This is a genomic window from Nostocoides sp. (assembly GCF_037045025.1).
Classification (GTDB): domain Bacteria; phylum Actinomycetota; class Actinomycetes; order Actinomycetales; family Dermatophilaceae; genus Nostocoides_A.
In genome coordinates, this window is record NZ_JBAOHM010000016.1 from 373413 (window position 1) to 395356 (window position 21944).

The window sequence follows — 21944 nt, forward strand, 5'->3', positions numbered from 1 at the left end:
TCACACCAACCATTCATCCGGGCTGCCATGCGCCTAACCATCCACCGGCAGCCGACGCGAGGACCCTCGCCCGGATGGCTGGGGGACCCAGTTCGTGGTCGCCGCTGGCGGCCTTGGGGTGTAGCCGGCTCGCCCGGCGGGGAACCTGACCTCCCTAACCCGACAGCTAACCCCGGAGGCGCACGTCAGGAAAGGGTTCCCCCATGGCTCGCGCCACCCTCCCCGTCCGTTTCCCTGCCCTCGGCACGCGCGCTCCCCGTCGCGCCGGCCGGGCGCGGCTGACCCTGGCCGGCGCCTCGGTCGCGGCCGCGGCCAGCCTGCTTGTCCCGGCGACGGCGCATGCCGAGACCGTCTGGGACCGGGTCGCCGACTGCGAGAGCAGCGGCAACTGGCAGATCAACACCGGCAACGGCTTCTACGGCGGACTCCAGTTCGCCCACAGCACCTGGCTCGGCTTCGGCGGCGCGCAGTATGCGTCCTACGCCCACCTGGCCAGCAAGGGCGCGCAGATCGCGGTCGCGCAGGAAGTCCTCAAGGTCCAAGGCCCCGGCGCCTGGCCGGTGTGCTCGGTCCGCGCCGGGCTGACCGTCGAGAACGGTCTGGCCGTCGATCCGTGGGCCGAGGACGGCGGGGACAGCGGTGGCGGTGACACGGGTGGCGGTGACACGGGTGGAGAGCCGCAGAGCGGGGATGTCGTCGTCGACGGTGTTCTCGGGCCGCAGACCTATGGCGCGATGGAGACCTGGCTCGGTCAGAGCGTGGACGGCAGCCTCTCGACATCGGACAAGCAAGCCCTGCAGCGCAAGCTCGGTGTCGGGGCCGATGGGGTCATCGGCCCGGTGACGACCGCAGCCCTGCAGCGGCACGTCGGCGCCAGCGCCGACGGCGTGTGGGGATCGGCGACCACTACCGCCTTGCAGAACTATCTCAACCGGGTGCTCTGAACCGGTGCTCACCCGGTTCTCGGACACATCTGCTCGCTGAGCTGCCTCTGCTCGCTGCCCCCGAGTAATCACTGCAGCAGAGGTGCGGACCTCCCCGCGGGCCACGGCCTGCGGGGAGGTTCGCTGTCGGTCAGGCCCCGAGCCATTCCACGACACTCAACCCCTCGGTTGCCGATGTCCGAAGCTATTGCCACAGTAGGGAGGAAAATCCGCACCACATCCGCATAACCGGCTCCGGGGGAGGACACGGCCATGGCGAGTGCCACATCACGCCGGTCGGTTCCTCCCGATGCGGGTGTTCTGTTGGCGACGCTCCTGGCCGAGAACTACCGAACCGGCTGGACGGCATACGCGCGACGCACGGGCGAGCGCCCACTCAACCACCTCGCGATCGCGACCGTCCTTGCTGCCCAACTCAATCGCCATCCCCAGCGAGACGGGGATGAGGCGGTGACGGCCCCACCAGATCCACGACACGGTGTCGCGGGCGTTGTCCGGGCGGGGACTGGCCCGAGATGGCGTCGAGGCGTTCATCGCCGCCTTCCGAATCCGCGAGCCTCACGCGCGGCAGGTGATATCCGCACCGTCCAGCTGCAAGGGTTCCACTCCGTGGGCGCCGATCGTCGCCCGGCTCGCCATCGCACGATGCAGGTCATCCTCTCGCTGACCGACGGCAAGGAGACCCATCCCCGCCCGCCGAATGAGAATCTGCTGGTCCACGAACCGTTGGCCTTGGACAGCGAGCACGCGGTCCAGCGCCACCTTGATGTCGTCCAGGATGCCGTCGTCGGTTTCGAGTGAGAGTTCTAAGCCGAGCCCGGGCGTGCGCAACGGCCGTCGAGTGCGGTGGGATGGGACCCATGACCGAGTTCGAGCGCAAGTTCATCGTCTCCGACACCGCCCCCAGCGCCGACTGGGAATGGGAGGACCTCGCCCAGGGCTACCTGTTCGGCGCCTATGGGTATGCCCTCCGGGTGCGTTCGGCGGTGCGGCACGACGGCCACACCACCTGCACGATGACGTTGAAAGGCCCGCGCAGCGGGCTGGGTCGGCCCGAGGCCGAGTGGGAAATCCCACAGCCGGACGCCTCCTCGTTGATGGAGTTGACGACCGGCCGGATCGCCAAGCGCCGGTTCACCCGCCACGTCGATGACCTGATGTGGACGGTCGACGTCTTCGCGGGAGACAACGAGGGACTCGTCCTGGCCGAGGCGGAAGGTCCCGAGGCAAGCGTCGCTGCGGTTGCCTTGCCGGATTGGGTAGGCGAGGAGGTCACCCAGGACGAGCGCTACACGAACGCCGCCCTAGCCGCGCAGCCCTACCGCACCTGGGCGAACCCCGCGCCTGGTTGGAGCCGCCCTGCAGGGGGTGCGGTATAGCTCACCTTCTGCGGGTCGGCTCCCGCATGTGGGGCGATTTTCGTGCCGAAGGAGTCCTCTCGACGCAGGGACGGGGGAGGTTCGCCGTGCCGAGGGGGTTCCTCTCGACGTCGGGACAGTTGGCAGCGAGGTCAGCGATCGAGGGCGGTTCGAATACGGCGCATCAGGGCCGCCCGATGGCCCGGCTGGAAGATGTCGCGCGCATCGATCTCCCGCCCGTCCCTGGCTGGTCAAGCACACGTCTCCACGCTGAGCGCGCCCATCGCAGTTCCACTCGACCGATCCCAGTCCTCGTCGACTGGGTACCCTCCGGGGTATAGGAAGCCATTGGCTAGAGTGGCTGGCGCAACCGCTCATCAAGGAGTGACAATGTCCTACGGCAAGCAGACCCTGGCCGACTTGCGCGACCCGACCGCCAAGCTGCGCTCGATGATCCCCGAGGTCTACGCAGGGTTCACGCACACCCACAAAGCCGCGCTGTCCCCCGGCGCGCTGGATACCAAGACCAAGGAACTCATCGCGCTCGCCATCGGTGTTGTCGACCGCTGCGACGGCTGCATCGCCTCCCACGCCCGCGGCGCAGCCCGCGCCGGCGCGAGCCCGCAGGAGGCCGCCGAAGCCATTGGCGTCACTATCCTCATGGGCGGTGGCCCCGCGACGGTCTACGGGCCCCGCGCGCTGGAGGCCTTCATGGAGTTCCACGAGCAGTTCGCCGACCAAGAGGCCAAGCGCCAGCCCCGAGCGTGACGCTCAGCCGGCGGCGACCAGCTTGCTCTTGACGACCTTCCCCATCGCATTGCGCGGGAAGGCATCGACGAAGTGGACCTCGCGGGGACGCTTGTGCACCGAGAGCCGCTGCGCGACCCAGGAGATCAGTTCGTCCTGGGTCACAGCCTCCGCCGGCACGACGAAGGCGGTAATGCGCTGCCCGAGGTCATCATCCGGTACACCGACGACCGCCGCCTCGACGACGCCCGGGTGCGCGAGCAACTCGGCCTCGATCTCACCCGCACCGACGCGGAAGCCGCCGGTTTTGATCAGGTCGACCGAGGTCCGCCCGACGATCCGGTGACAGCCATCCGGCGCGATCGTCGCGACATCCCCGGTGACGAACCAGCCGTCCTCGGTGAAACTGGCCGCGGTGGCCTCGGGCTGGCCAAGATATCCGTCGAAGACCACCGGCCCGCGCACCAGCAGCTCGCCGACGCTCTCGCCGTCGTGGGCGACCGCGCCGCCATCGTCGCCCCGCAGCCGAGTCGAGATCCCCTCGATCGGCCAGCCCACCCAGCCGGCGCGGCGCGGACGGTCCCAGCGGGCCGAGACGGTGATGAGCGTTTCGGTCATCCCATAGCGTTCGACGATCTCGTGGCCGGTCAGGTCCCGGATGCGGTCAAAAACCGGAGCCGGAAGCGCCGCCGACCCCGACACGAGCAGGCGCGCGCCCGCCAGCCGCCGAGCAGCGTCGGGATCGCGCGCCAGCCGGTGCCACACGGTCGGGACCCCAAAAAAGAGGCTCCCCTCCACGGCAGCGTATGCCGCCGGCGTCGGACGTTCGGTATGCACGAGCGCGGACCCCACCCGCAGGGCGCCGAGCACACCGAGCACCAGCCCGTGCACGTGATACAGCGGAAGCCCGTGCACGAGAACGTCATCCTTGGTCCAAGCCCACACGGCCGCCAGCCCGTCCAGACCGGCAGCAAGAGCCGCGCGGGTGTGTGGAACACCCTTGGGCAGCCCGGTCGTGCCCGAGGTATAGAGGACAAGCGCCTCGGCCTCGGCAGGGGGCTCGGGCGTCATCCCTGCCTCGGATCTCGGCCGCAGCTCAATCGGTATGCCGGGCAGCTCGCCTCCTGCCGGCACCTCCCCCGCCCACGCCTGCGCCTGGGAGTCACGCTCGATGTGCGCGACCTCGGTCGGGCCGGCGTCGCTCGGAACCGGGATGACGCTCACTCCCGCCAGCAGCCCCCCGACCACGGCGACCACCGTGCTCAATCGCGGCACGGCGCGCACACAGACGCGCCGCTTGCCGCCCAAGCGCTGCGCCGCGACCGTGGCGGCACCGAGCAGCTCGCCGAAGGACATGACGTCGTCCGCGACGCGGACCAGCTGCTCGCCTGAGGTGCCGTCGGTCAGTTGCCGCAGCAGGCCAGGCGTGTCCACAGCCCGAGCCTAGCCACCCCGCGAAGCTGTCCTCGCCTCGCTGGCACAGCCTGGGGGCCCGCCGTCACCGCTGTGGCGGTGATCACGCCAGCCACGGCACCCCAGGGCTCGGGCGCGTAGGCTGACCGCCGTGCGCGCCAATGGCCAGTTCGACCCCGTCGCTCGGGCGTCCGAACTCTTGTCTGAGAAGTGGATGTCGCTGATCTTGCGCGAACTGATGCTCGGCACGACGCGATATGGGGAACTCATCCGGGCGCTACCGACGCTCTCCCAGCCGCTGTTGAGCAAGCGCTTGCGGGAACTCCTCGACGCGGGAGTCATCGAGCGGCGCGGGGAGCGGATGGCGGCCCGCTATCACTTGACCGAGGCCGGGTGGGACCTGGAACCGATCATCACCGCGATGGGCGCGTGGGCGCAGCGGTGGGCGCCGTGCACCTACGACCGGGCCGACCTCGACCCGGCCCTGCTCATGTGGGATATCCATCGCATGCTCGTGCCCGCCGGTCTGGCCGAGGGCCGGACGGTCATCGAGTTCCGCCTGCATGGCGGCACCCCGGCTAACGCCACCTTTTGGCTGGTGGTCGGGGAGGAGATCGAGATGCGGCACACCGACCCCGGGCCGTGGACCGATTTGGCCGTGGATGCCGACATGCGAGCGCTCACCGAAGTCTGGCTCGGCGACCGGACGATGCGTTCGGCGATGGACGACGGGCTGATCACCCTCACCGGACCTGGCCGCCTCACCCGCCGCTTCCCGCGGTGGTTCGGCCAACACCCGATCTATGCCAAGGTCCGGCCCGCCGGGTCCGAGGACGAGGCCGACGCGGCGGACGACAAGGACGGCGCCGACGACAGCACCGAGGACAGCACCGACGACGAGTGACGCCGCACGCGCGGGGGAACTGGGTCAGGGACCTCGGCGCGACGTCACCAGGAGCCGCCACCACCGCCGCCGCCGCCACCACCGGAGGAGCCGCCGCCGCCGCTGCCGCTCGAGCTGGAGTTGCTCACGCTGGCGCTGGCGAACGAGGTGCCGAAGTCGGTACTGGAGTAGGAGCTGTAGAACGACGGACCGGCATACCACCCCGGGGTGTCCGGAATGCGCCCGGCGGCGGCCAGCTCGCTGCAGATCTTTTGCCACCGCTCGGCGACATCGAAGACGATCGCCCACGGCAAGAACTTGCTGAAGATGTCCTCGCCCTCCTCGAAGCGCAGCTGGCCCGCCTCGGCCGTCGTGAGATAGCGCTTGAAGCCGACGACCTGGTCGGTGAGTGCCCGGCCCACGGGCGTGCGGTGGCCGTTCATCCACCGCACCCCGGCATAGCCCAACCCGCCGGCGACGACGAGTCCCGGCGCGGCATACAGCCAGATCCCCGCGCCGCGCGAGGAGGCCAGAGCGACGAGCGCGATGATGCCGAACACGATGAGCATAAACAGCCCACAGCCGAGCCCGACCGACGATCCGGTCGTCCAGCCGCGCTTCTTCGCCTCGGCATCGAGCGCCTTGGTCAAAGCCTTGTCGGCCTCGGCGAAGCGCTTTTTGTCGTTTGTGTCGGGATGGTCGATGACGACCGGCGTTCCCGCGGGGCCGAACAGCTTCTGGACGAACTCGGTTTGATATCCGGGTTGGGCGCGGCTGAGGTCACGCGGGTGCACCGCGCGCCGCAGCCCGCCGGAGTCCTTGAATTTCCGCCCGGAGTCGGGAGTCGAGACGACGCCGACCGCACCCTGGGTGGCCAGCTCGATGAGCACCGCCGCGGTGCGGCGCGAGCTTGCCGAACTGCTCTCCAGCGGGCCGCCCAGCTCGGGCGGGATGTCCGGCGCGTTGAACCGGACAGGGATCGCGTCCTCGTCGATGGTGTCCTGGATGGCCGGCGTCCCCTGCGGCGCGATGACCCCGGGAGGCGTTCCCGCGAAGCGCTCATCGCGCATGGCCCGGTGCGAACGGACGGCGAGCAGGAGGGCGGCCAGGCACGCCAGCAGCGACCCTCCGATGGTGAGCGGATTCAGGTGGGCGCTGGCGATCAGCGAGCCCTTGGGCACGACGGTCGGGGTGGCATTGCTGACTGAGCCGGCCGGCAGCAGTGCCGAGACCGTCATGCCCTCGCCAACGCCGAGACCGGAGTGCTCGAAGACGGCCGCGCCATCCTCGGTCCCGGTCGTGCACGTCTTCTCGGTGTCACCAGCCGCACCCCAATAGCAGTTGAGTTCGCCGGCCCCCTGGGGGGCCCGGACCAGGACGCGGACGTGCGCGATCTCGGCCTTCCAGTCGGTGCCGGTCGCGTTCCAATAGAACTCGGGCTGGCCGTCGATTGTGCGCAGGGCGCCCTTGACGGTGTAGCTGATCCGATAGGTGGCCTGCCGGCTGGTCAGCGTCCGGTCCTCGTCACCGATCTTCAGCTCGATGTATTGGGTGCGAAAGCCGCGCCAGTGAGTGCTTCGATCGACGTTGTCCGGCGCGTTCGCAGAAGTGACCTCGATGTCGCTGATGTCGTATGTGACGTCCTGATCCGACCCGGGAGCAAACGGCTGCCGGGTGATCAGCTGGCGATAGATCCCGTGCCGCTCCTGCGAGCCGCCGAACTCGTAGTCGATGTCCTCAACGACTCGAACCGTGCCGTCGGCCTGGATCAGGTAGTCGATCCGGAAGTCCGAGATGACATCCCCCTCCTCGCCGTATGCCGGTCCGACGAACAGCATCGTCAGCCCGATCAGCGCACTCAGCCAGGCGAACACCCTGGCAGCAACCCGCGACATGACTCACCCCTGGCACATCCCCGCTCCGGATGGCGGGACGCTCGCAGAATAGCCCGCGCCGGCGACATACCGTCTGAGTAGAGCTGCCTAGCTTGCGCGGTGAGCGGGCATCGCGCGGCTGGAGTAACGTCGTGCCTGGCCGTTGCAGTCAATGCGCAAGGAGTCACCATGCGGGCAGCCCGCTACTACGCCAACAGCGACATCCGGATCGAGGAGATCCCCGAACCCACAGTCGGGGCCGGCGAGGTCGGCGTTGAGGTCGCCTGGTGCGGCATCTGCGGCACCGACCTGCACGAATACAAGGACGGCCCGATCTTTTGCCCTCGGCCGGACATCCCCCACCCGATTTCGGGTGAGGCCGCGCCGATCACCCTGGGGCACGAGATGTCCGGGGTGGTGTATGCCGTCGGCGACGGCGTCGATGACATCACGGTTGGGCAGCACGTGGTCGTCGAGCCCTACATCATCGCCGACGACGTCGACACGAGCAGCGACGACTATCACCTCTCCAAGGACATGAACTTCATCGGGCTGGCCGGGCGCGGTGGCGGCCTCGGCGAGAAGCTCGCCGTCAAGCGCCGCTGGGTGCACCCGATCGCCGACTCCATCCCACTCGATCAGGCGGCGCTGATCGAGCCCCTAGCCGTCGGCTATCACGCCTTCCAGCGCTCCGGCGCCGCCGCGGGCGACTTCGCCCTCGTTGGCGGCGTGGGACCGATCGGGCTGCTCCTGTCGGCGGTCTTGAAGGCCGAGGGCCTGACCGTCGCCGTCAGCGACATGAGCGGGCTGCGTCGCGAGAAGGCGCTCGGCGCAGGCGCCGACCACGCCTTCGACCCGCGCGAAATCGATGTGGCCCAGGCGGTCCGCGACCTGACCGGCGGGCGGGGCGCCGATGTCGCCTTCGAATGCACCTCGGTGCAGCCGGCGATGGACACCCTCGTCGATGCCCTCGCCCCCCGCGGGGTTCTGGTCGTCGTGTCGATCTGGGGACAGCGCGGCTCGTTCGACATGCAGCAGGTCGTGCTCAAGGAGCTCGACGTCCGCGGCACGATCGCCTACGTCAACTCCCACCCGGCGACGATCAAGCTCGTCGAGGACGGCAAGGTCAACCTCGCGCCGTTCATCACCGGCAAGATCGGCCTGGAGGGCCTGATCGATGAGGGCTTCGACACCCTGATCCATCGCAACGAGACCGCCGTCAAGATCCTCGTCTCGCCCAGCGGCGCCGGCCTCGGCGGCTGACCGCCGCACCGGATCACCGCGACGCACTCACCGCTACGGGATGAGCAGGGCGACGATCTGGGCGGCGGCGGCCTTGGCCGATGTCGTCAGGGCGTCGATCCGGACTTCGGGGGCGGTTGGCGCCTCATACTGGCTATCCACGCCGGTGTAGTTCGTCAACTCTCCGGCGCGGGCGGCGGCATACAGCCCCTTGGTGTCGCGTTTTTCGGCCTCGGCGAGCGGCATGTCGACGAAGACCTCGTAGAACTCGCTCTCGCCGATCAGGTCACGTGCCATCCTCCGCTCGGCGGTGAACGGGGAGATCGAGGAGACGATGACAACGAGGCCGGCGTCGGCCATCAGCTTGGCGACCTCGGCCAGGCGGCGGGCGTTCTCGACCCGGTCGGCGTCGTCGAAGCCGAGGTCCTTGCTCAGCCCGAGGCGCATGTTCTCGCCGAGGATAAGGAAGGTATGCCGGTTCATCCGGGCGAGCTGAACCTCCAGCTCGTTGGCGATCTGTGTCTTGCCCGACCCGGGGACGCCGGTCAGCCAGATCACCGCGGGGTCCTGGTTCTTCATCCGGGCGTGGTGCTGCCGGCTGATCTCCAGGGGCTGGGCAGAGACGTTCTTGGCCCGGCGCAGCGCGAAGTGGATCATGCCCGCGGCAACCGTCGCGTTGGTCATCTTGTCGATGACGATGAACCCGCCGAGGTCGTGTGACTGGGCATAGGGCTCGAAGACGATCGGCCGGTCGGTGGAGAAGGTCACGACACCGATCGCGTTGAGGTCCAACGTCTTTGCGGCGGCGTGCTCCATCGTGTTGACGTTGACCTGGTATTTCGGCCGCTCGAACTGCGCGGTGACGGTCGTCGTGCCGATCTTGATCCAGTAGGGCCGGCCGGGGAGCATCTCGGAGTCGTCCATCCACACCAGGTGGCACTCGAAGTGGTCGGCCGACTCCGGCACGTCGCCGTCGAGGACGAGGACGTCACCGCGGGAGCAGTCGATCTCATCCGCCAGGGTGACTGTGACCGCCTGGCCGACGACCGCCTCCTGCAGGTCGCCGTCGAAGGTGACGATCCGTGCCACCGTCGAGGACCGGTTGCTCGGCAGGACCCGGACCTGGTCGCCGGGGCGCAGCACGCCGTTGGCGATCGTCCCGGCGAACCCGCGGAAGTTGAGGTCGGGCCGGGTGACCCGCTGGACCGGCATCCGGAAGGGCCGCTGCTGGTCAAGGGTCTGATCGAGCTCGACCGTCTCCAGGTGGTTCATCAGCGTTGTGTCGGTATACCACGGCGCATTCGACGAGTTCGTCGTGATGTTGTCGCCGAGGAAGCCCGAGATCGGGATCGCGGTGAAGTCGCCGATGCCGATCGAGTCGGCAAACGCGCGATAGTCGGCGACGATGTCGTCGAAGACCTGCTGGCTGTAGCCGACGAGATCCATCTTGTTGACCGCCAAGACGATGTGCCGGATGCCGATCAGGTGGGTCAGATAGCTGTGCCGGCGGGTTTGGGTCAGCACGCCCTTGCGAGCGTCGATGAGGATGACCGCGAGCTCGGCCGTCGAGGCGCCGGTGACCATGTTGCGGGTGTACTGCTCGTGGCCGGGGGTGTCGGCGACGATGAACTTGCGCTTCTCGGTGGAGAAGAAGCGGTAGGCAACGTCGATCGTGATGCCCTGCTCCCGCTCGGCCGCCAGCCCGTCGACAAGCAGGGCGAAGTCGATCTGGTCGCCCTGGGTGCCGACCCGCTTGGAGTCGGCTTCGAGGGCCTGCAGGTGGTCCTCGAAGATCATCTTGCTGTCATAGAGCATCCGCCCGATGAGCGTGGACTTGCCGTCGTCGACCGAGCCGCAGGTGATGAAGCGCAGCATCGTCTTGTGCTGGTGGCGCTCCAGATAGGCGTCGATGTCCTCGGCGATCAGCGATTCGACCTGATAGATCGAGTCGTCGGTGGTCGTCATCAGAAGTAGCCCTCCTGCTTCTTCTTCTCCATCGAGCCGGCGGAGTCGTGATCGATCGCCCGGCCCTGTCGCTCGGACGTCGTCGTCAGCAGGATCTCCTGGATGACCTCGGGAAGGGTGGTGGCGGTGGATTCGACGGCTCCGGTCAGCGGATAGCAGCCGAGCGTGCGGAAGCGGACGCTGCGCAGCTCGGGCTCACGGCCGTTGAGCGGGAAGCGGTCGTCATCGACCATGATGAGCAGCCCGTCGTGCTCGACGACCGGGCGCTTGGCCGCGAAATACAGCGGGACGATCTCGATGCCCTCGAGGTGGATGTACTGCCAGATGTCCAGCTCGGTCCAGTTCGAGAGCGGGAAGACCCGCATCGACTCCCCCGGCTGCTTGCGGGCGTTGTAGAGCTTCCACAGCTCCGGGCGCTGGTTCTTGGGGTCCCACTGGTGGTTGCGGTTGCGGAAGGAGAAGACCCGCTCCTTGGCCCGCGACTTCTCCTCATCGCGCCGGCCGCCGCCGAACGCGGCGTCGAAGCCATACTTGTCGAGCGCCTGCTTTAGGCCCTCGGTCTTCCACATGTCCGTATGCAGCGGCCCGTGGTCGAAGGGGTTGATTCCCTTCTCCTTGGCCTCGGGGTTCTGGTAGACGAGCAGCTCCATGCCCGCCTCGCGCGCGGCCTTGTCGCGCAGCTCATACATCGCCTTGAACTTCCACGTCGTATCGACGTGCATCAGGGGAAACGGCGGTGGCGCCGGATAGAAGGCCTTGCGGGCCAGGTGGAGCATCGTCGCCGAGTCCTTGCCGATGCTGTAGAGCATCACCGGGTTCTCCGCCTCGGCGGCGACTTCCCGCATGATGTGGATGCTCTCGGCCTCCAGCCGCTGCAAATGCGTCAGCGCGGAGGGTCCGGGTTGCGCCATGAAATAAACCTTCCCTGGTGATCGCGTTGCGGCCTGCCCCGTCACGGCCGCCGCGGGGGCGCGGCGAGCTGCGCGCCGTCGCCACACACGACCATCGAGATTAGCACGCGCCGCAGGGCGCTTCGGACACTCCGGCTAGCGACGGACGGTCAGGCGAGCGACGGGACGGTCAGGCGAGCGACAGGAACAGCCGCTCCATCGACTCCAGATCCATCGTGTGCCCATCCGGGTCGGTGATGCACTGCTTGAGCCCAAGCGCGATCACGGCGAAGCCGGCCCGGTCGAGGGCCTTGGACACGGCCGCCATCTGGGTGACGATCTCCTGGCACTCGCGGCCGTCCTCGATCATCTTGATGATCCCGCCGATCTGCCCCTGGGCGCGCTTGAGACGTTTGACGACCGCAACCATCTCCTGCTGATCGAGTTCCATGCGCGCTCCTGTGCTCGGCCCTAAGGCATGATACCCCCAGCCGTATGCCCCCGGCAGCTGATCGCGCCCGGGCGATAGGGTCGGCGTATGCCCGTGGAGCGTCTGCTGCCCTCCGAGGAAGGCCGGGCCCTGATCGGCCTCGTGCGTGACATCGCCGCCAAGGAATTGCGGCCGCGTGCCGACGCCGCCGAGGTGGCCGCCGTGAGCGTGCCTGCCTGCCCCCGCGACGTCTTCGCCGTGCTCGGCCGCGCGGGCCTGCTCTCCTTGCCCTATCCCGAGGAGTTCGGCGGCGGCGCGCAGCCCTACGAGACGTATCTGCAGGTCATCGAGGAGATCGGCGCGGCGTGGATGAGCGTAGCCGTAGGCACGTCGGTGCATGCGCTGACGTGCTACCCGACCGCGGCATACGGCACCCGGGGACAACAGGAGGCGCTGCTGCCCGGCATGCTCTCCGGCGAGACGCTTGGCGCCTACTGCCTGTCCGAGCCCCTCGCCGGCTCCGACATCGCGTCGATGACCACGCGGGCGGAGCGTGACGGCGAGGACTATGTGATCAATGGGACCAAGTCGTGGATCTCGCATGCCGGGCACGCCGACTTCTATGCCACCTTTGCCCGCACCTCCGACGACGGTGGCAAGGGGCTGTCCTGCTTCGTGGTGCCGGCCGACGCCGACGGCCTGTCGTTCGGGACGCCGGAAAAAAAGATGGGCCTGCACTGCGACCCGGTGAGCGAGGTGCTCTTCGAGGACGTGCGCGTGCCTGCCTCGCGCCGGATGGGCGCGGAAGGGCAGGGGATGGCGATCGCGCTCGCCGCGCTCGACTCGGGCCGGCTCGGGATCGCCGCCGCGGCCACCGGCCTGGCCCAGGCCGCCCTCGACCTCGCCGCGTCGTATGCCGTCGATCGCCGCCAGTTCGGCCGCCCGGTGGCGAGCAACCAGGGCCTGGCCTTCCTCATCGCCGATCTCGCCGCAGCGATCGGCAGCGCCCGCGCGTCCTATCTGTATGCCGCGCGGCTACGCGACGCCGGCCGCCCGTTCAGCAAGGAAGCGGCGATCGCCAAGCTGATCGCCACCGACGCGGCGATGCGGGTGACGACCGAGGCGGTGCAGGTGCTCGGCGGCGCGGGCTACACGGCGGATTTCCCCGCGGAACGCTACTTCCGCGAGGCCAAGGTCACCCAGATCTTCGAAGGAACCAACCAGATTCAGCGACTCGTCATCGGCCGGCACGTGCTCGGCCGCTGACGACACGGGACGGCATACGACCAGGAGAGACCGATGCACTTGTCCGAGAACACCGTTGCCCTCGTCACCGGCGGCGCCTCGGGGTTGGGCGAGGCGACCGTTCGGCGGTTGCACGAACGCGGCGCCTGCGTGGTGATCGTCGACCTGCCGACCTCGCGTGGGGCGGATCTGGCGTGGGAGCTGGGCGAGCAGGCCTGTTGGATGCCGGGGGATGTCCGCGACGAAGGCGAGGTTGCCGCGGCGATCGCGATCGCCCGTGAACGCGGTGACCTGCGCGTGGCGGTCATGTGCGCGGGCGTGGTGACCCCGGGACGCATCCTCGGCCGGCGCGGCCCACTCGCGCTGGACACCTATCGCTCGGTGATCGAGGTCAACCTCATCGGCACCTTCAACGTCCTTCGCTTGGCCGCCGAGGCGATGGCCGCCAACGAACCGCTGGACGGCGACCGCGGGGTCGTGGTGATGACCTCCTCGATCGCCGCCTATGACGGGCAGGTGGGCCAGGCAGCATACGCATCAAGCAAGGGCGGCATCGTCGGGCTGACCTTGAGCGCGGCGCGGGATCTGGCCGACAAGGGCATCCGGGTGGTGACGATCGCCCCCGGTTCGTTCGCGACCCCGATGATGGCGAGCCTTCCCGAGGAGGTCAAGGAGGTCCTGGAAAAGCAGGTGCCGCACCCGCCGCGGCTCGGCGACCCCCGCGACTACGCCAAGCTGGTCGCCCACATCGTCGACAATGCGATGCTCAACGGGGAGGTCATCCGGCTCGACGGGGCGCTGCGGATGCCGCCGCGCTGACCGGGCGGGTGTATTCCTCGCTGGCCGCGAGAACCGGGGCGACGAACACCGTCCGGGAGTTTTGCAGGCCAACCCAGCCGAGGAGCCCGTCGCCGACGACTGCGGGGGCGGTCCAGGTGATCTTCTTGTGCCGGGTCGAGCCGACCGTCCAATAGGAAACCTCGCGCTTAAGGGTTCCGGATGGCAGCAGGCTGAACGTCGCCCGCCCGATCGACGTGGCCCGCAGGGGGTTGATCTCGAAGATCTTGTCGATCTCGAAGCCTACCCGGCCGACGATGTGGTAGTCGTCGGGGTGCTCGACATAGGGATTGGCCTGGTCCGCGCGGCGCAGCACGCACGGTGTGGTCGTTCCGGCCTGGATCGGCGGATTGACCCCGGTCGGGCACTGCCAGTCCAGCCACCGGGCCTGCACGCCCCAGCCATCGGCCTTGAGGGCAAAGGTGCCGCTGTGCGCATTGCCCGGGCGCCGGGAGACCGAGCCCATCACCCGCCAGCCGAAGCGCACGACCTGCCGCTCGGCCACGAGCGTCCAGTCCTCTCGAGCGGGCGACGCCGGCGCGGTCGTGTCCATCGGGGCAAGGCTCGCCCGGGCGGGGATCGTCCGGGCGGAGATCGTCCGGGGCGTGCCTTGGGCGTGGGCTCCTGCCGCACCGAGAAGCAGCAGGGTGGCGGCGCAGCCGCCACTGACGGCCATCGTGAGCACGGCCCCGGGGCCACGTGGTCTCATCGGTTCCTCCTTCGCGCTCACGCGAGCGGCCGCACATAGGTGCGGTAGGCGGTCAACTGGGCACTGACGATCGTCGTCTTCGGCGCGGACAGCGACAGCCACCCGACCGAGCCGTTGGCAATCACGCCGGGCGCCCGCACGATCAGCCGCTTGTATTCGCGCTTGGTGTCCTGCCAATAGACCGTTTCCTGCTCGGGCGCGGCCGTTGGGCGCAGGGTGAGGTTGAGCACGGCGCTCCCGCGAGTGGTTGTGGTCGGCGTTTGGATCGTCGTGCTCAGCGTCGTGTGGATATCGAGGCCCACCGCGCCGACGCCTTGGTAGTCCTCGGGCGGGAAGACGATCGCCGAGCCCACCTCCTCACGCAACAGGGTGCACGAGGTTTGCGCCGCGGAATCCTGGGGCGGAGTGACTCCGCTGGGACAGCGCCAGTCCAGCCACATCGACCACACCCGCCCGTCGCTGTTGTCAAGGAAGAAGCCGCCGCTGTGGGCATTGCCCGGCCGGCCCGTGGCCGCCGCCGGATAGCGCCACTGGACCACTCCGACGCGCTTGTTTCCGGCAAACGCCCAGTCGGCGGCGGCGCTAGCCTGCGCGGAGCCAGCCCGCACGGCGTTCGGCGAACTCGCGGCGACCGCGCCCGCCGGCGCGGCGATCGCAGAAATGCCGGCGGCAGAGACGAGAAGTGTCACTGCCGCAGCGGTGATTTGGCGCAGCATACGGTCCCCCGATGGTCAGACCCCCCTTTGGGGCAAGTTATCCCATGAAGCGGGCGTGGGCAAGCCGTGTGCCGTCGGGAACTGGTGCTTCATTCCTCGCCAGATTGGTGATTGGACCGGGTAGGCGGTCGGCAGGCCAGCGCTGGTCTGGCGCCGGGATATCCTTCCCGTGCCCGCCGGGTACCTCCACGGGCACGCTGGCGTGGCGCAATTGGCAGCGCACCTGTCTTGTAAACAGGTGGTTGGGGGTTCGAGTCCCCCCGCCAGCTCTCGCGCTGCGCGCTCGACCTGCCCTGTAGGTGTCCTGCAACAGGTGAGGTATACGGCACCTCCTGCAGGACAGCGGCTCAGGCCAGCGGGAGCCCCGCCTCACCGGAAACTACAAGCGCGGCAACGAACGTCGGGCGCGCTCGCATCCCCTCAACCAGCGACGTTACCGGTGCGCTGCCCGCGGCACCCCTTACGCTGGGGGGATGGCCAAGGCGCGCGAGCAGGACGTCGACTCGATCGCCGGCTCGCTGCCGGGAGCCGAGTCGGGGATCTCGTGGGGCGACCGGCCGACCTGGAAGGTGGGCGGCAAGGGCTTCCTGTTGCGCCGGGCGCCGCACAAGACGGCGGTCGACCCCGCGACCGGGGAACCCTATACCGACCTGCTGGTCATCCATACCGCTGACCTGGAGGCCAAGGAGGCGCTGCTGCAAAGCGGCGGGCCGTTCTTCGACATCGACCACTTCCGGGGATATGCCGCCGTCCTCGTCCAGACCTCCCGCCTGGGTGAACTCGACCGCGACGAGCTCACCGAGGTGATCACCGAGGCGTGGGCGGCCAAGGCGCCCAAGCGGATGGTTGCCGAACACTTCGGCGAGCCGGTCGACCCCTTCGAGGCCTTGGGAGCGCCCGCCCGCAGGGCGCTGGCCGGCGCCGGCATCCGCACCCTGGACGACCTCGCCGCGCGCACCGACGCCGAGCTGCTGGCGCTGCACGGATTCGGGCCCGCCGCCCTGCGAGCTGCCCGCGCCCTGACCTGACCTAACCTGACCTGACCTGACCTGACCTGACCGCGTAGCGTGGCCCAATGCCCCGCTATGTCGCCTTCCTGCGCGCGATCAACCTTGGTGCCACGCGCACGTTTCCCAAGGCCGCGATCATCGCCGCCACGGAGGCTACCGGCGCCACCGAGGTCGCGACGCATGCCACGAGCGGGAACGTCGTGCTCACCTGCCCCCAACGGTCGGCCAAGAGCGTCGCCGCCGCCTTGGAGAAGTCGTATGCCGCTGCCGCCGGCTTCGCGGTCCCGACCGTCGTGCTCACTCTCGCCGAGCTGCGCGAGGTCGTCGCCACCGGCCAGGAGCTGGCCGAGAAGCACCAACCTGCGGGCAAGCACTACGTGACGCTGTATGCCGCGCCCCCACCCGCCGCCGCCGCTGCCGCCGTGACTTCACTCGAGATCCCGGGTGACGTGTGCGTCGTGTCGGGGCGCGCGGCATACGCACTGCTGGAGGGCAACATCCACACCTCGAAGTTGTTGTCCAGCAAGGAATTCGCCGCCCTGGGCGAGGGCACCTCGCGGACGATCGAGATGCTCACCACCCTGGCCGGCAAGTGGGCAGCCGACTGAGCCGGCGACTGAAGAACAGCTCCTCAGCCGCGTTGCCGCCGAGCCAACCGAGCAGCGAGCCACAACGGCATGGCGACCGCGACCCCGGTCAGCACCAACAGGATGAGCGAAAGGGTGCTCGCGTAGCCAAGCTCGCCATACTCGAACGCGCGCCGCCAGATCAGCAGCGGGGCGGTCAGGGTGGCGTTGGTCGGCCCGCCCTCGGTGAGCAACATCGCCGGGACAAAACTGTTTTGCAGCAACACAATCACATCCCGGGCGGCGAGCACGAGAATAAGCGGGGCCATGACCGGCAGGGTGAGCCTGGTCAGGGTGAACCACGACGAGGCACCTTCGAGCGCGAGCGCGGCATACCACCCGGCGGGCACCGCCCGGCGCGCGGCCAGACCGACAACGAACGCCTCGCCTATCTGGAAGGACACCGCGAGGACGAGCGCCGTTCGGGCCCCCCACGGCTCGGTGAGGAAGCCCGGGGCGGGCAGCCCAAGACCCCGGATCAGTTGCGGCACAGGGCCATAGAGCGGGTTGAGCAGCCACAGCCACAGCAGCGCCCAGGCGGCGTCCGGGATCACGGAGGGCAGGTATGCCGCCACTCGCCCGACGCTGTCCAGCGGACCGCGCCGGCGGGCAAGCACGAGAGCGGCGCCCATGGCGAGCGCGAGGCGCAGCGGGACCGCGATCACGGCGATCACCGCGCTCGTCGCGAGCGAGCGCCAGAAGAGGTGATCCCCGGCGGCCCGGTGCAGATTGTCCAAACCGGTGAAGCGGGGCCCGGCAAAGCTGTAATAGTCGCTCAGCGCGAGCCAGCCGCCGATGACCACGGGCGCCCCGACGAGCAGGAGCGAGCCGAGAAGGAACGGCCAGGCCAGCGGTGAGCGCCTCATCGCGCCTCCTCCGCGACCCCATCGCCGGCGTGTGCTGCAACGTCGGGATGTTGTCCAGGAAGACGAGGCGGAGGTCTGCTTCACCTCCGGCGCGTATGCCGCCGGGCAGGTTCTCTTCCGCGCCGGCGGCTGCCCGGGCCAATGGGATGTCGAACTCGTCGCCGTCGACCCAGCGCGGATTCCCCCGACGCCGTTGCCGGCGCCGCCATCGGCAACGTCCGACGGCGCCACGCCGCTACTCTCAAGGCGGTGACCGCCGTAGTGGCGGCGCGGAGGGAGGAAGGCAACGGGTGAAGGTCACAGTCCTCGGCGGCGGCAACTGGGGCACGACCGTCGCCTCGATCACCGCACGCCGACACGACGTCGTGCTCTGGGCACGCAGCGAGGAGGTCGTCGCGGAGGTCGGCGAGCGGCATACGAACTCGCGGTATTTGGACGGATTCACCCTCCACCCGAAGTTGAGGGCGACCGCCGACCTGCAGCAGGCGGTCGAGCACGCCGAGCTGCTCATCGTCGGGGTGCCGACGGGGGCGGTGCGCGCGACCGTTGCCGCCGCCCGCGAGCACCTCCATCCGTGGATCCCGATCGTCTCCCTGGCCAAGGGCTTCGAGCAGGACAGCCTGCTGCGGATGACCGAGGTCATCCACCACGAGCTGCCCTCCCACCCGGTGGCGGCGTTGACCGGGCCCAATATCGCCCGAGAGATCATGGCTGGGCAGGCCGCCGCCAGCGTCATTGCCACCCCGGACCTGGCCGTGGCCAAGGCGCTGCAGCGCGTGCTCAGCACGGGCCTGTTCCGCGTCTATACCAACCCCGACGTCATCGGGTGCGAGCTCGGGGGCGCTCTGAAGAATGTCGTGGCGATCGCCTGCGGGATGGCCGAAGGGCTCGGGGTCGGCGACAACACCCGTGCACTGGTCATGACCCGCGGCCTCGCCGAGCTGATCCGGCTCGGCGAGGCGATGGGCGGGCAGGGCAGTTCGTTCGCCGGGCTCGCCGGGATGGGCGACCTGATCGCGACCTGCCTGAGCCCGATGAGCCGCAACCGCTCGGTCGGGGAGAAGCTTGGGCGGGGCCTGTCGATTGACGAGATCACCGGCGGCATGACGATGGTCGCCGAGGGCATCAAGACCGCCGTCACCGCGCACGAGCTGGCCGAGCGTTTTGGGATCGGTATGCCGATCCACGAGACGATCTATGGCGTGGTCACCGGGGCGATCGACCCGTTGGCGGCCTATCGCGGGCTCGGCCCGCGGCCGGGTGGCGAGGACGAACCGGGCTGAGCACGGGATCCATCCGTCTCGGCGCTCGGCGCGCCGGCACCGCCGGGCAGCAGCCGGCCGAGGGAGACAAACCGCGGCCGGGCGACCTCGGTGACGACCACCTCGGTGATTCCGGGCACGGCCGCGCGCAGCGCGGCGGCGAGTGTCGTGCCGACGGACAATCCGGCCGCGGGGCAGCCGGCGCAGGCTCCCCCGACCTCCAGGTCGACCCGCCCGGCCTGCACCCCAGCCACGCGCACCTGCCCGCCGTGCCGCGCGATCATCTCCCCCGCCGGGCCGGCAATCACGGCCGCAACCGCCTGCTCAATCGCGGCATCGTCGACCGGCGCGCTCGTCCAGCCCGCGGGATCCTCCAAGGCCGCGTGCAGCGCGGTGCGGATCGCCGCCCCGTCCGCACGCCAGGACCGTCCCGCGGCCAAGGTCAGCAGCAGCCGTCCCGGCCGGGCAATGGCCGTCACCGAACCGTCGGCGAGCAACTCGCCGAAGCGCCCCGGAGCGCCCTGGACCGGCCCGTCCAGCGACAGCGCCCCGTCGGGGATCACCCAGCTCAACGTCTGCGGTTCGCCCGGCACGGCCTCGGGATGGGTCGGGATCATCCCGTCAGCGCGGCGACGATCGTGCGCGCGAGGAAGGCCATCGTCCAGGCCAGCGCAAAGAGATAGCCGAAGCCGATCAGCGGCCACTTCCACCCGCCGGTCTCGCGGCGCAACACCCCGATCGTCGAGATGCACTGCAGCGCATAGACAAAGAAGACGAGCAGCGCCGCGATCGTCGGGGCCGACCACAGCGGCTCGCCCGCCCGGCCACCATCGGTGACCGTCATCGCCTCCAGCGCCGCGCGCGGGTTCTCCGGGTCAGCGGCCGCGGCCACTTGGCCCATCGTCGCAACGAACACCTCCCGCGCCGCGAGCGAGGAGACCACGCCGATGTTGATCCGCCAGTCGAAGCCGAGCGGCTCGAAGACCGGCCCGACCGCGCGGCCGATGTCGGCGGCAAAACTGTTGTCGAGGACGTAGGCCGCTGCCGCCCCATGATCGCCCGGGTCCACGCCCGCCGCGCGCATCTCGGCGGCGCCCCGGGCCGGCAGGTTCAGCAACAGGAACAGCAGGATCGTCGTCGCGAGGATGATGTGGGTGACCTTGCGCAGGAAGCTGCGGCAGGCATCCCATACGGCCAAGAGGACGCCGCGCACGCTGGGCAGCCGGTAGGGCGGCATCTCCATGTAGAACGGCAACGCCCGGCCATGCCCGCGCCCGAACCGCTTGAACGCCGCCGCGGCGAGCAGCGAGGAGAGCGCCCCGAGCAGATAGAGCCCAAAGAGGATGCTCCCCTGCGCCCCAAACGGCCCGAACCGCGCCGAGGACGGCACGAGCATCGAGATGAGCAGGACAAACACCGGCAGCCGCGCCGAGCAGGTCATCAGCGGGGCGGCCATCATCGTCGCCAGCCGGTCTCGGGCCGAGGGCAGCGTGCGGGTGGCCATGATCCCCGGGATCGCGCAGGCGACCGACGACAACAGGCTGACGAACGCCCGGCCTTCCAGCCCGAAGCGGGACATCAGCTTGTCCATGATGACCGCCGCCCGCGACATATAGCCGACGCCCTCGAGCAGCGAGATCATCAAGAACAGCAGAGCGATCTGCGGCAAGAACACGACGACTCCGCCGACCCCGCCAAAGACCGCGTCGCTGACGAAACCGGCAAGCCACGGATTGGCGATGTGCTCGGCCGCCTGCCCGCCGAGATACGCGAACAGCCGCTCGACATAGCCTTGCAGCGGCGCCGCCAGGGTGAAGATCACCTGGAAGAACGCGAACATCACCGCGAGGAAGACCGCTCCCCCGGTCACCGGGTGCAGCAGAACATTGTCGATCCGGGAGGTCCGCGGGTCGGCTAACGCCGGCACGTATGCCGCTGCGGTCAGCACCGACTCCACCCAGGCGGCGTGCTCGGCCGGGTCGACCGGCGGAGCCAGGGCCGGCCGCTCCCAGTGCTGCCAGTCGCGGGCGCGCTCCTTCAAGGCGGCGATTCCGTCCTTATCGCCCGCGGTCACGACGACGACCGGGACGCCGAGCGCACGGTGGAGCGCCGCCACGTCCAGCCGGCCACCGCGTGCGCTCAGCTCATCAGCGAAGGTGATGACGACGCACACCGGCAGGCCGGCGAGCACGACTTGGGAGAACAGCGTCAGCGAGCGCCGCAACGTCGTCGCATCGAGCAGGACGAGCAGGGCATCGGGGGTGGTGCCTTCGCCTTGCGGGTCGAGCGTATCGGTGACCACCTGCTCATCGAGGCTGATCGGGTCGAGGCTGTAGGTGCCGGGCAGATCCTCGATGACGACGTCCTGATCCCCGATCCGGGCGCGACCCTCGTATTTGGCCACCGTGACCCCGGGATAGTTGCCCGTCTTGGCGCGTAGCCCGGTCAGCGCATTGAAGAGCGTCGTCTTGCCGCAGTTGGGGCTGCCCACCAGCGCGATATGCGTGCCCGCCAGCGTTGCCGTGCCGCTGCCGTCATGGTGGGAATGGCCGGCCATCAGGCCGTCGAGATCCGAATCGCGAGGGCCTCCCGCCGACGCAAGGCGACGTCATAGTCGGCGACCCGCACGATGACCGGCCCGCCGAAGGGCGCGCGTCGACGGACATCGACCCGGGACCCGGCGGTGAACCCGAGGTCGTGCAGCCGGCGGGCCACCTCGGGCGCCAACCCGCGCAGCCCGGTGACCACGCCGCCAGCTCCGACGGGAAGGCCCGCGAGCGAGCCGTCGGCGTGGGCGCCGGAGACGATGTGGCGGTGGCCGAGGCGGGACGAGACGGCCGACATCGTTCCTCCTCACGGGCGGGGCATACTCCTTGCGAGTTAGGCTAACCTAAGTCGCACGAAAGGCACAGCGTCACCTCGGGTGA

Annotated in this window: 23 protein-coding genes, 1 tRNA gene and 1 riboswitch; of the genes, 13 read left to right on the forward strand and 11 right to left on the reverse strand. The window is 69.3% G+C overall.

Annotated features, from left to right (window positions below; genetic code table 11):
• Positions 1-20: 20 nt before the first annotated feature.
• Positions 21-196: riboswitch (cyclic di-AMP (ydaO/yuaA leader) on the forward strand.
• A 7-nt stretch (positions 197-203) separates the two neighbouring features.
• The 4 genes from V9G19_RS24360 (at position 204) to V9G19_RS24375 (ending at position 3070) form a co-directional block, all read left to right on the forward strand.
• Positions 204-944, forward strand: a complete 741-nt coding sequence (locus tag V9G19_RS24360) for a transglycosylase family protein (RefSeq protein WP_462287971.1) — start codon at positions 204-206, stop codon at positions 942-944.
• A 252-nt stretch (positions 945-1196) separates the two neighbouring features.
• Complete coding sequence (locus V9G19_RS24365; protein ID WP_462287972.1) at positions 1197-1745, forward strand: hypothetical protein; 549 nt, start codon at positions 1197-1199, stop codon at positions 1743-1745.
• Positions 1746-1804: 59 nt separating this feature from the next.
• The gene (locus V9G19_RS24370; RefSeq protein ID WP_462287973.1) at positions 1805-2323 is read left to right on the forward strand and encodes a CYTH domain-containing protein; all 519 of its coding nucleotides are present in this window, start codon (positions 1805-1807) and stop codon (positions 2321-2323) included.
• 369 nt (positions 2324-2692) lie between these two features.
• The gene (locus V9G19_RS24375; protein WP_462287974.1) at positions 2693-3070 is read left to right on the forward strand and encodes a carboxymuconolactone decarboxylase family protein; all 378 of its coding nucleotides are present in this window, start codon (positions 2693-2695) and stop codon (positions 3068-3070) included.
• A gap of 3 nt (positions 3071-3073) precedes the next feature.
• Here the strand turns inward: V9G19_RS24375 and V9G19_RS24380 are convergent, their stop codons facing one another.
• Positions 3074-4483 (reverse strand): acyl-CoA synthetase, encoded by a 1410-nt coding sequence (locus V9G19_RS24380; RefSeq protein ID WP_462287975.1) that lies wholly within the window; start codon positions 4481-4483, stop codon positions 3074-3076.
• 130 nt (positions 4484-4613) lie between these two features.
• Here V9G19_RS24380 and V9G19_RS24385 point away from each other — a divergent pair, with 130 nt between their 5' ends.
• Complete coding sequence (locus V9G19_RS24385; protein ID WP_462287976.1) at positions 4614-5366, forward strand: winged helix-turn-helix transcriptional regulator; 753 nt, start codon at positions 4614-4616, stop codon at positions 5364-5366.
• Positions 5367-5410: 44 nt separating this feature from the next.
• Here the strand turns inward: V9G19_RS24385 and V9G19_RS24390 are convergent, their stop codons facing one another.
• Positions 5411-7240, reverse strand: coding sequence for a DUF2207 domain-containing protein (locus V9G19_RS24390; RefSeq protein WP_462287977.1), 1830 nt, complete (start codon positions 7238-7240; stop codon positions 5411-5413).
• Between the two features lie 168 nt (positions 7241-7408).
• Here V9G19_RS24390 and V9G19_RS24395 point away from each other — a divergent pair, with 168 nt between their 5' ends.
• On the forward strand, positions 7409-8482 hold the full coding sequence (locus V9G19_RS24395) for a 2,3-butanediol dehydrogenase (protein WP_462287978.1): 1074 nt from the start codon (positions 7409-7411) through the stop codon (positions 8480-8482).
• A 33-nt stretch (positions 8483-8515) separates the two neighbouring features.
• Here the strand turns inward: V9G19_RS24395 and cysN are convergent, their stop codons facing one another.
• From cysN to V9G19_RS24410, 3 genes are all read right to left on the reverse strand, one after another.
• A complete protein-coding gene (gene cysN, locus V9G19_RS24400; RefSeq protein WP_462287979.1) occupies positions 8516-10426 on the reverse strand; it encodes a sulfate adenylyltransferase subunit CysN in 1911 nt (636 codons plus the stop codon).
• Positions 10426-11337, reverse strand: a complete 912-nt coding sequence (gene cysD / locus V9G19_RS24405; protein WP_462287980.1) for a sulfate adenylyltransferase subunit CysD — start codon at positions 11335-11337, stop codon at positions 10426-10428. The genes cysN and cysD overlap by 1 nt, the downstream gene beginning before the upstream one ends.
• A gap of 169 nt (positions 11338-11506) precedes the next feature.
• Positions 11507-11767: a metal-sensitive transcriptional regulator gene (locus V9G19_RS24410; RefSeq protein WP_462287981.1), complete on the reverse strand. Its 261-nt coding sequence runs from the start codon at positions 11765-11767 to the stop codon at positions 11507-11509.
• An 87-nt stretch (positions 11768-11854) separates the two neighbouring features.
• On the opposite strand from V9G19_RS24410, the gene V9G19_RS24415 reads away from it, so the two are divergent.
• Complete coding sequence (locus V9G19_RS24415) at positions 11855-13012, forward strand: acyl-CoA dehydrogenase family protein (RefSeq protein ID WP_462287982.1); 1158 nt, start codon at positions 11855-11857, stop codon at positions 13010-13012.
• A 33-nt stretch (positions 13013-13045) separates the two neighbouring features.
• Positions 13046-13810: an SDR family NAD(P)-dependent oxidoreductase gene (locus tag V9G19_RS24420; protein ID WP_462287983.1), complete on the forward strand. Its 765-nt coding sequence runs from the start codon at positions 13046-13048 to the stop codon at positions 13808-13810.
• Here the strand turns inward: V9G19_RS24420 and V9G19_RS24425 are convergent.
• Positions 13770-14537 (reverse strand): hypothetical protein, encoded by a 768-nt coding sequence (locus V9G19_RS24425; RefSeq protein ID WP_462287984.1) that lies wholly within the window; start codon positions 14535-14537, stop codon positions 13770-13772. The genes V9G19_RS24420 and V9G19_RS24425 overlap by 41 nt on opposite strands.
• Positions 14538-14554: 17 nt before the next feature.
• A complete protein-coding gene (locus V9G19_RS24430) occupies positions 14555-15253 on the reverse strand; it encodes a hypothetical protein (protein WP_462287985.1) in 699 nt (232 codons plus the stop codon).
• A gap of 196 nt (positions 15254-15449) precedes the next feature.
• Here V9G19_RS24430 and V9G19_RS24435 point away from each other — a divergent pair.
• The 3 genes from V9G19_RS24435 (at position 15450) to V9G19_RS24445 (ending at position 16871) form a co-directional block, all read left to right on the forward strand.
• Positions 15450-15522, forward strand: a tRNA-Thr gene (locus tag V9G19_RS24435).
• Between the two features lie 204 nt (positions 15523-15726).
• Positions 15727-16281: an MmcQ/YjbR family DNA-binding protein gene (locus V9G19_RS24440; protein ID WP_462287986.1), complete on the forward strand. Its 555-nt coding sequence runs from the start codon at positions 15727-15729 to the stop codon at positions 16279-16281.
• A gap of 47 nt (positions 16282-16328) precedes the next feature.
• Positions 16329-16871, forward strand: coding sequence for a DUF1697 domain-containing protein (locus V9G19_RS24445; protein WP_462287987.1), 543 nt, complete (start codon positions 16329-16331; stop codon positions 16869-16871).
• A 23-nt stretch (positions 16872-16894) separates the two neighbouring features.
• On the opposite strand, the gene V9G19_RS24450 is transcribed toward V9G19_RS24445, so the two are convergent.
• Positions 16895-17755 carry a carbohydrate ABC transporter permease gene (locus V9G19_RS24450; protein WP_462287988.1) on the reverse strand — a complete coding sequence of 287 codons (861 nt, stop codon included), beginning with the start codon at positions 17753-17755 and terminating at the stop codon, positions 16895-16897.
• Between the two features lie 31 nt (positions 17756-17786).
• Here V9G19_RS24450 and V9G19_RS24455 point away from each other — a divergent pair, with 31 nt between their 5' ends.
• Together V9G19_RS24455 and V9G19_RS24460 are read left to right on the forward strand one after the other, a co-directional pair.
• Positions 17787-18008, forward strand: coding sequence for a hypothetical protein (locus V9G19_RS24455; protein ID WP_462287989.1), 222 nt, complete (start codon positions 17787-17789; stop codon positions 18006-18008).
• 37 nt (positions 18009-18045) lie between these two features.
• Positions 18046-19038 (forward strand): NAD(P)H-dependent glycerol-3-phosphate dehydrogenase, encoded by a 993-nt coding sequence (locus V9G19_RS24460; protein ID WP_462287990.1) that lies wholly within the window; start codon positions 18046-18048, stop codon positions 19036-19038.
• Here V9G19_RS24460 and V9G19_RS24465 read toward each other — a convergent pair.
• The 3 genes from V9G19_RS24465 to V9G19_RS24475 are packed head-to-tail and all read right to left on the reverse strand — an operon-like array spanning position 18990 to position 21861.
• Positions 18990-19634 (reverse strand): NifU family protein, encoded by a 645-nt coding sequence (locus V9G19_RS24465; protein WP_462287991.1) that lies wholly within the window; start codon positions 19632-19634, stop codon positions 18990-18992. The genes V9G19_RS24460 and V9G19_RS24465 overlap by 49 nt on opposite strands.
• Positions 19631-21574 carry a ferrous iron transporter B gene (gene feoB, locus V9G19_RS24470; RefSeq protein ID WP_462287992.1) on the reverse strand — a complete coding sequence of 648 codons (1944 nt, stop codon included), beginning with the start codon at positions 21572-21574 and terminating at the stop codon, positions 19631-19633. Before feoB ends, V9G19_RS24465 begins: the two co-directional genes overlap by 4 nt.
• Positions 21574-21861 (reverse strand): FeoA family protein, encoded by a 288-nt coding sequence (locus V9G19_RS24475; RefSeq protein ID WP_462287993.1) that lies wholly within the window; start codon positions 21859-21861, stop codon positions 21574-21576. Before V9G19_RS24475 ends, feoB begins: the two co-directional genes overlap by 1 nt.
• Between the last annotated feature and the right edge of the window lie 83 nt (positions 21862-21944).

Coding starts and splice junctions, on each gene's coding strand:
- V9G19_RS24425 (WP_462287984.1), bottom strand. CDS start 14,537: ATGAGACCACGTGGCCCCGGGGCCGTGCTCACGATGGCCGTCAGTGGC.
- V9G19_RS24410 (WP_462287981.1), bottom strand. CDS start 11,767: ATGGAACTCGATCAGCAGGAGATGGTTGCGGTCGTCAAACGTCTCAAG.
- V9G19_RS24360 (WP_462287971.1), top strand. CDS start 204: ATGGCTCGCGCCACCCTCCCCGTCCGTTTCCCTGCCCTCGGCACGCGC.
- V9G19_RS24375 (WP_462287974.1), top strand. CDS start 2,693: ATGTCCTACGGCAAGCAGACCCTGGCCGACTTGCGCGACCCGACCGCC.
- V9G19_RS24370 (WP_462287973.1), top strand. CDS start 1,805: ATGACCGAGTTCGAGCGCAAGTTCATCGTCTCCGACACCGCCCCCAGC.
- V9G19_RS24445 (WP_462287987.1), top strand. CDS start 16,329: ATGCCCCGCTATGTCGCCTTCCTGCGCGCGATCAACCTTGGTGCCACG.
- cysD (WP_462287980.1), bottom strand. CDS start 11,337: ATGGCGCAACCCGGACCCTCCGCGCTGACGCATTTGCAGCGGCTGGAG.
- V9G19_RS24465 (WP_462287991.1), bottom strand. CDS start 19,634: ATGATCCCGACCCATCCCGAGGCCGTGCCGGGCGAACCGCAGACGTTG.
- V9G19_RS24440 (WP_462287986.1), top strand. CDS start 15,727: ATGGCCAAGGCGCGCGAGCAGGACGTCGACTCGATCGCCGGCTCGCTG.
- V9G19_RS24365 (WP_462287972.1), top strand. CDS start 1,197: ATGGCGAGTGCCACATCACGCCGGTCGGTTCCTCCCGATGCGGGTGTT.
- cysN (WP_462287979.1), bottom strand. CDS start 10,426: ATGACGACCACCGACGACTCGATCTATCAGGTCGAATCGCTGATCGCC.
- V9G19_RS24475 (WP_462287993.1), bottom strand. CDS start 21,861: ATGTCGGCCGTCTCGTCCCGCCTCGGCCACCGCCACATCGTCTCCGGC.
- V9G19_RS24395 (WP_462287978.1), top strand. CDS start 7,409: ATGCGGGCAGCCCGCTACTACGCCAACAGCGACATCCGGATCGAGGAG.
- V9G19_RS24450 (WP_462287988.1), bottom strand. CDS start 17,755: ATGAGGCGCTCACCGCTGGCCTGGCCGTTCCTTCTCGGCTCGCTCCTG.
- V9G19_RS24415 (WP_462287982.1), top strand. CDS start 11,855: ATGCCCGTGGAGCGTCTGCTGCCCTCCGAGGAAGGCCGGGCCCTGATC.
- V9G19_RS24430 (WP_462287985.1), bottom strand. CDS start 15,253: ATGCTGCGCCAAATCACCGCTGCGGCAGTGACACTTCTCGTCTCTGCC.
- V9G19_RS24390 (WP_462287977.1), bottom strand. CDS start 7,240: ATGTCGCGGGTTGCTGCCAGGGTGTTCGCCTGGCTGAGTGCGCTGATC.
- V9G19_RS24420 (WP_462287983.1), top strand. CDS start 13,046: ATGCACTTGTCCGAGAACACCGTTGCCCTCGTCACCGGCGGCGCCTCG.
- feoB (WP_462287992.1), bottom strand. CDS start 21,574: ATGGCCGGCCATTCCCACCATGACGGCAGCGGCACGGCAACGCTGGCG.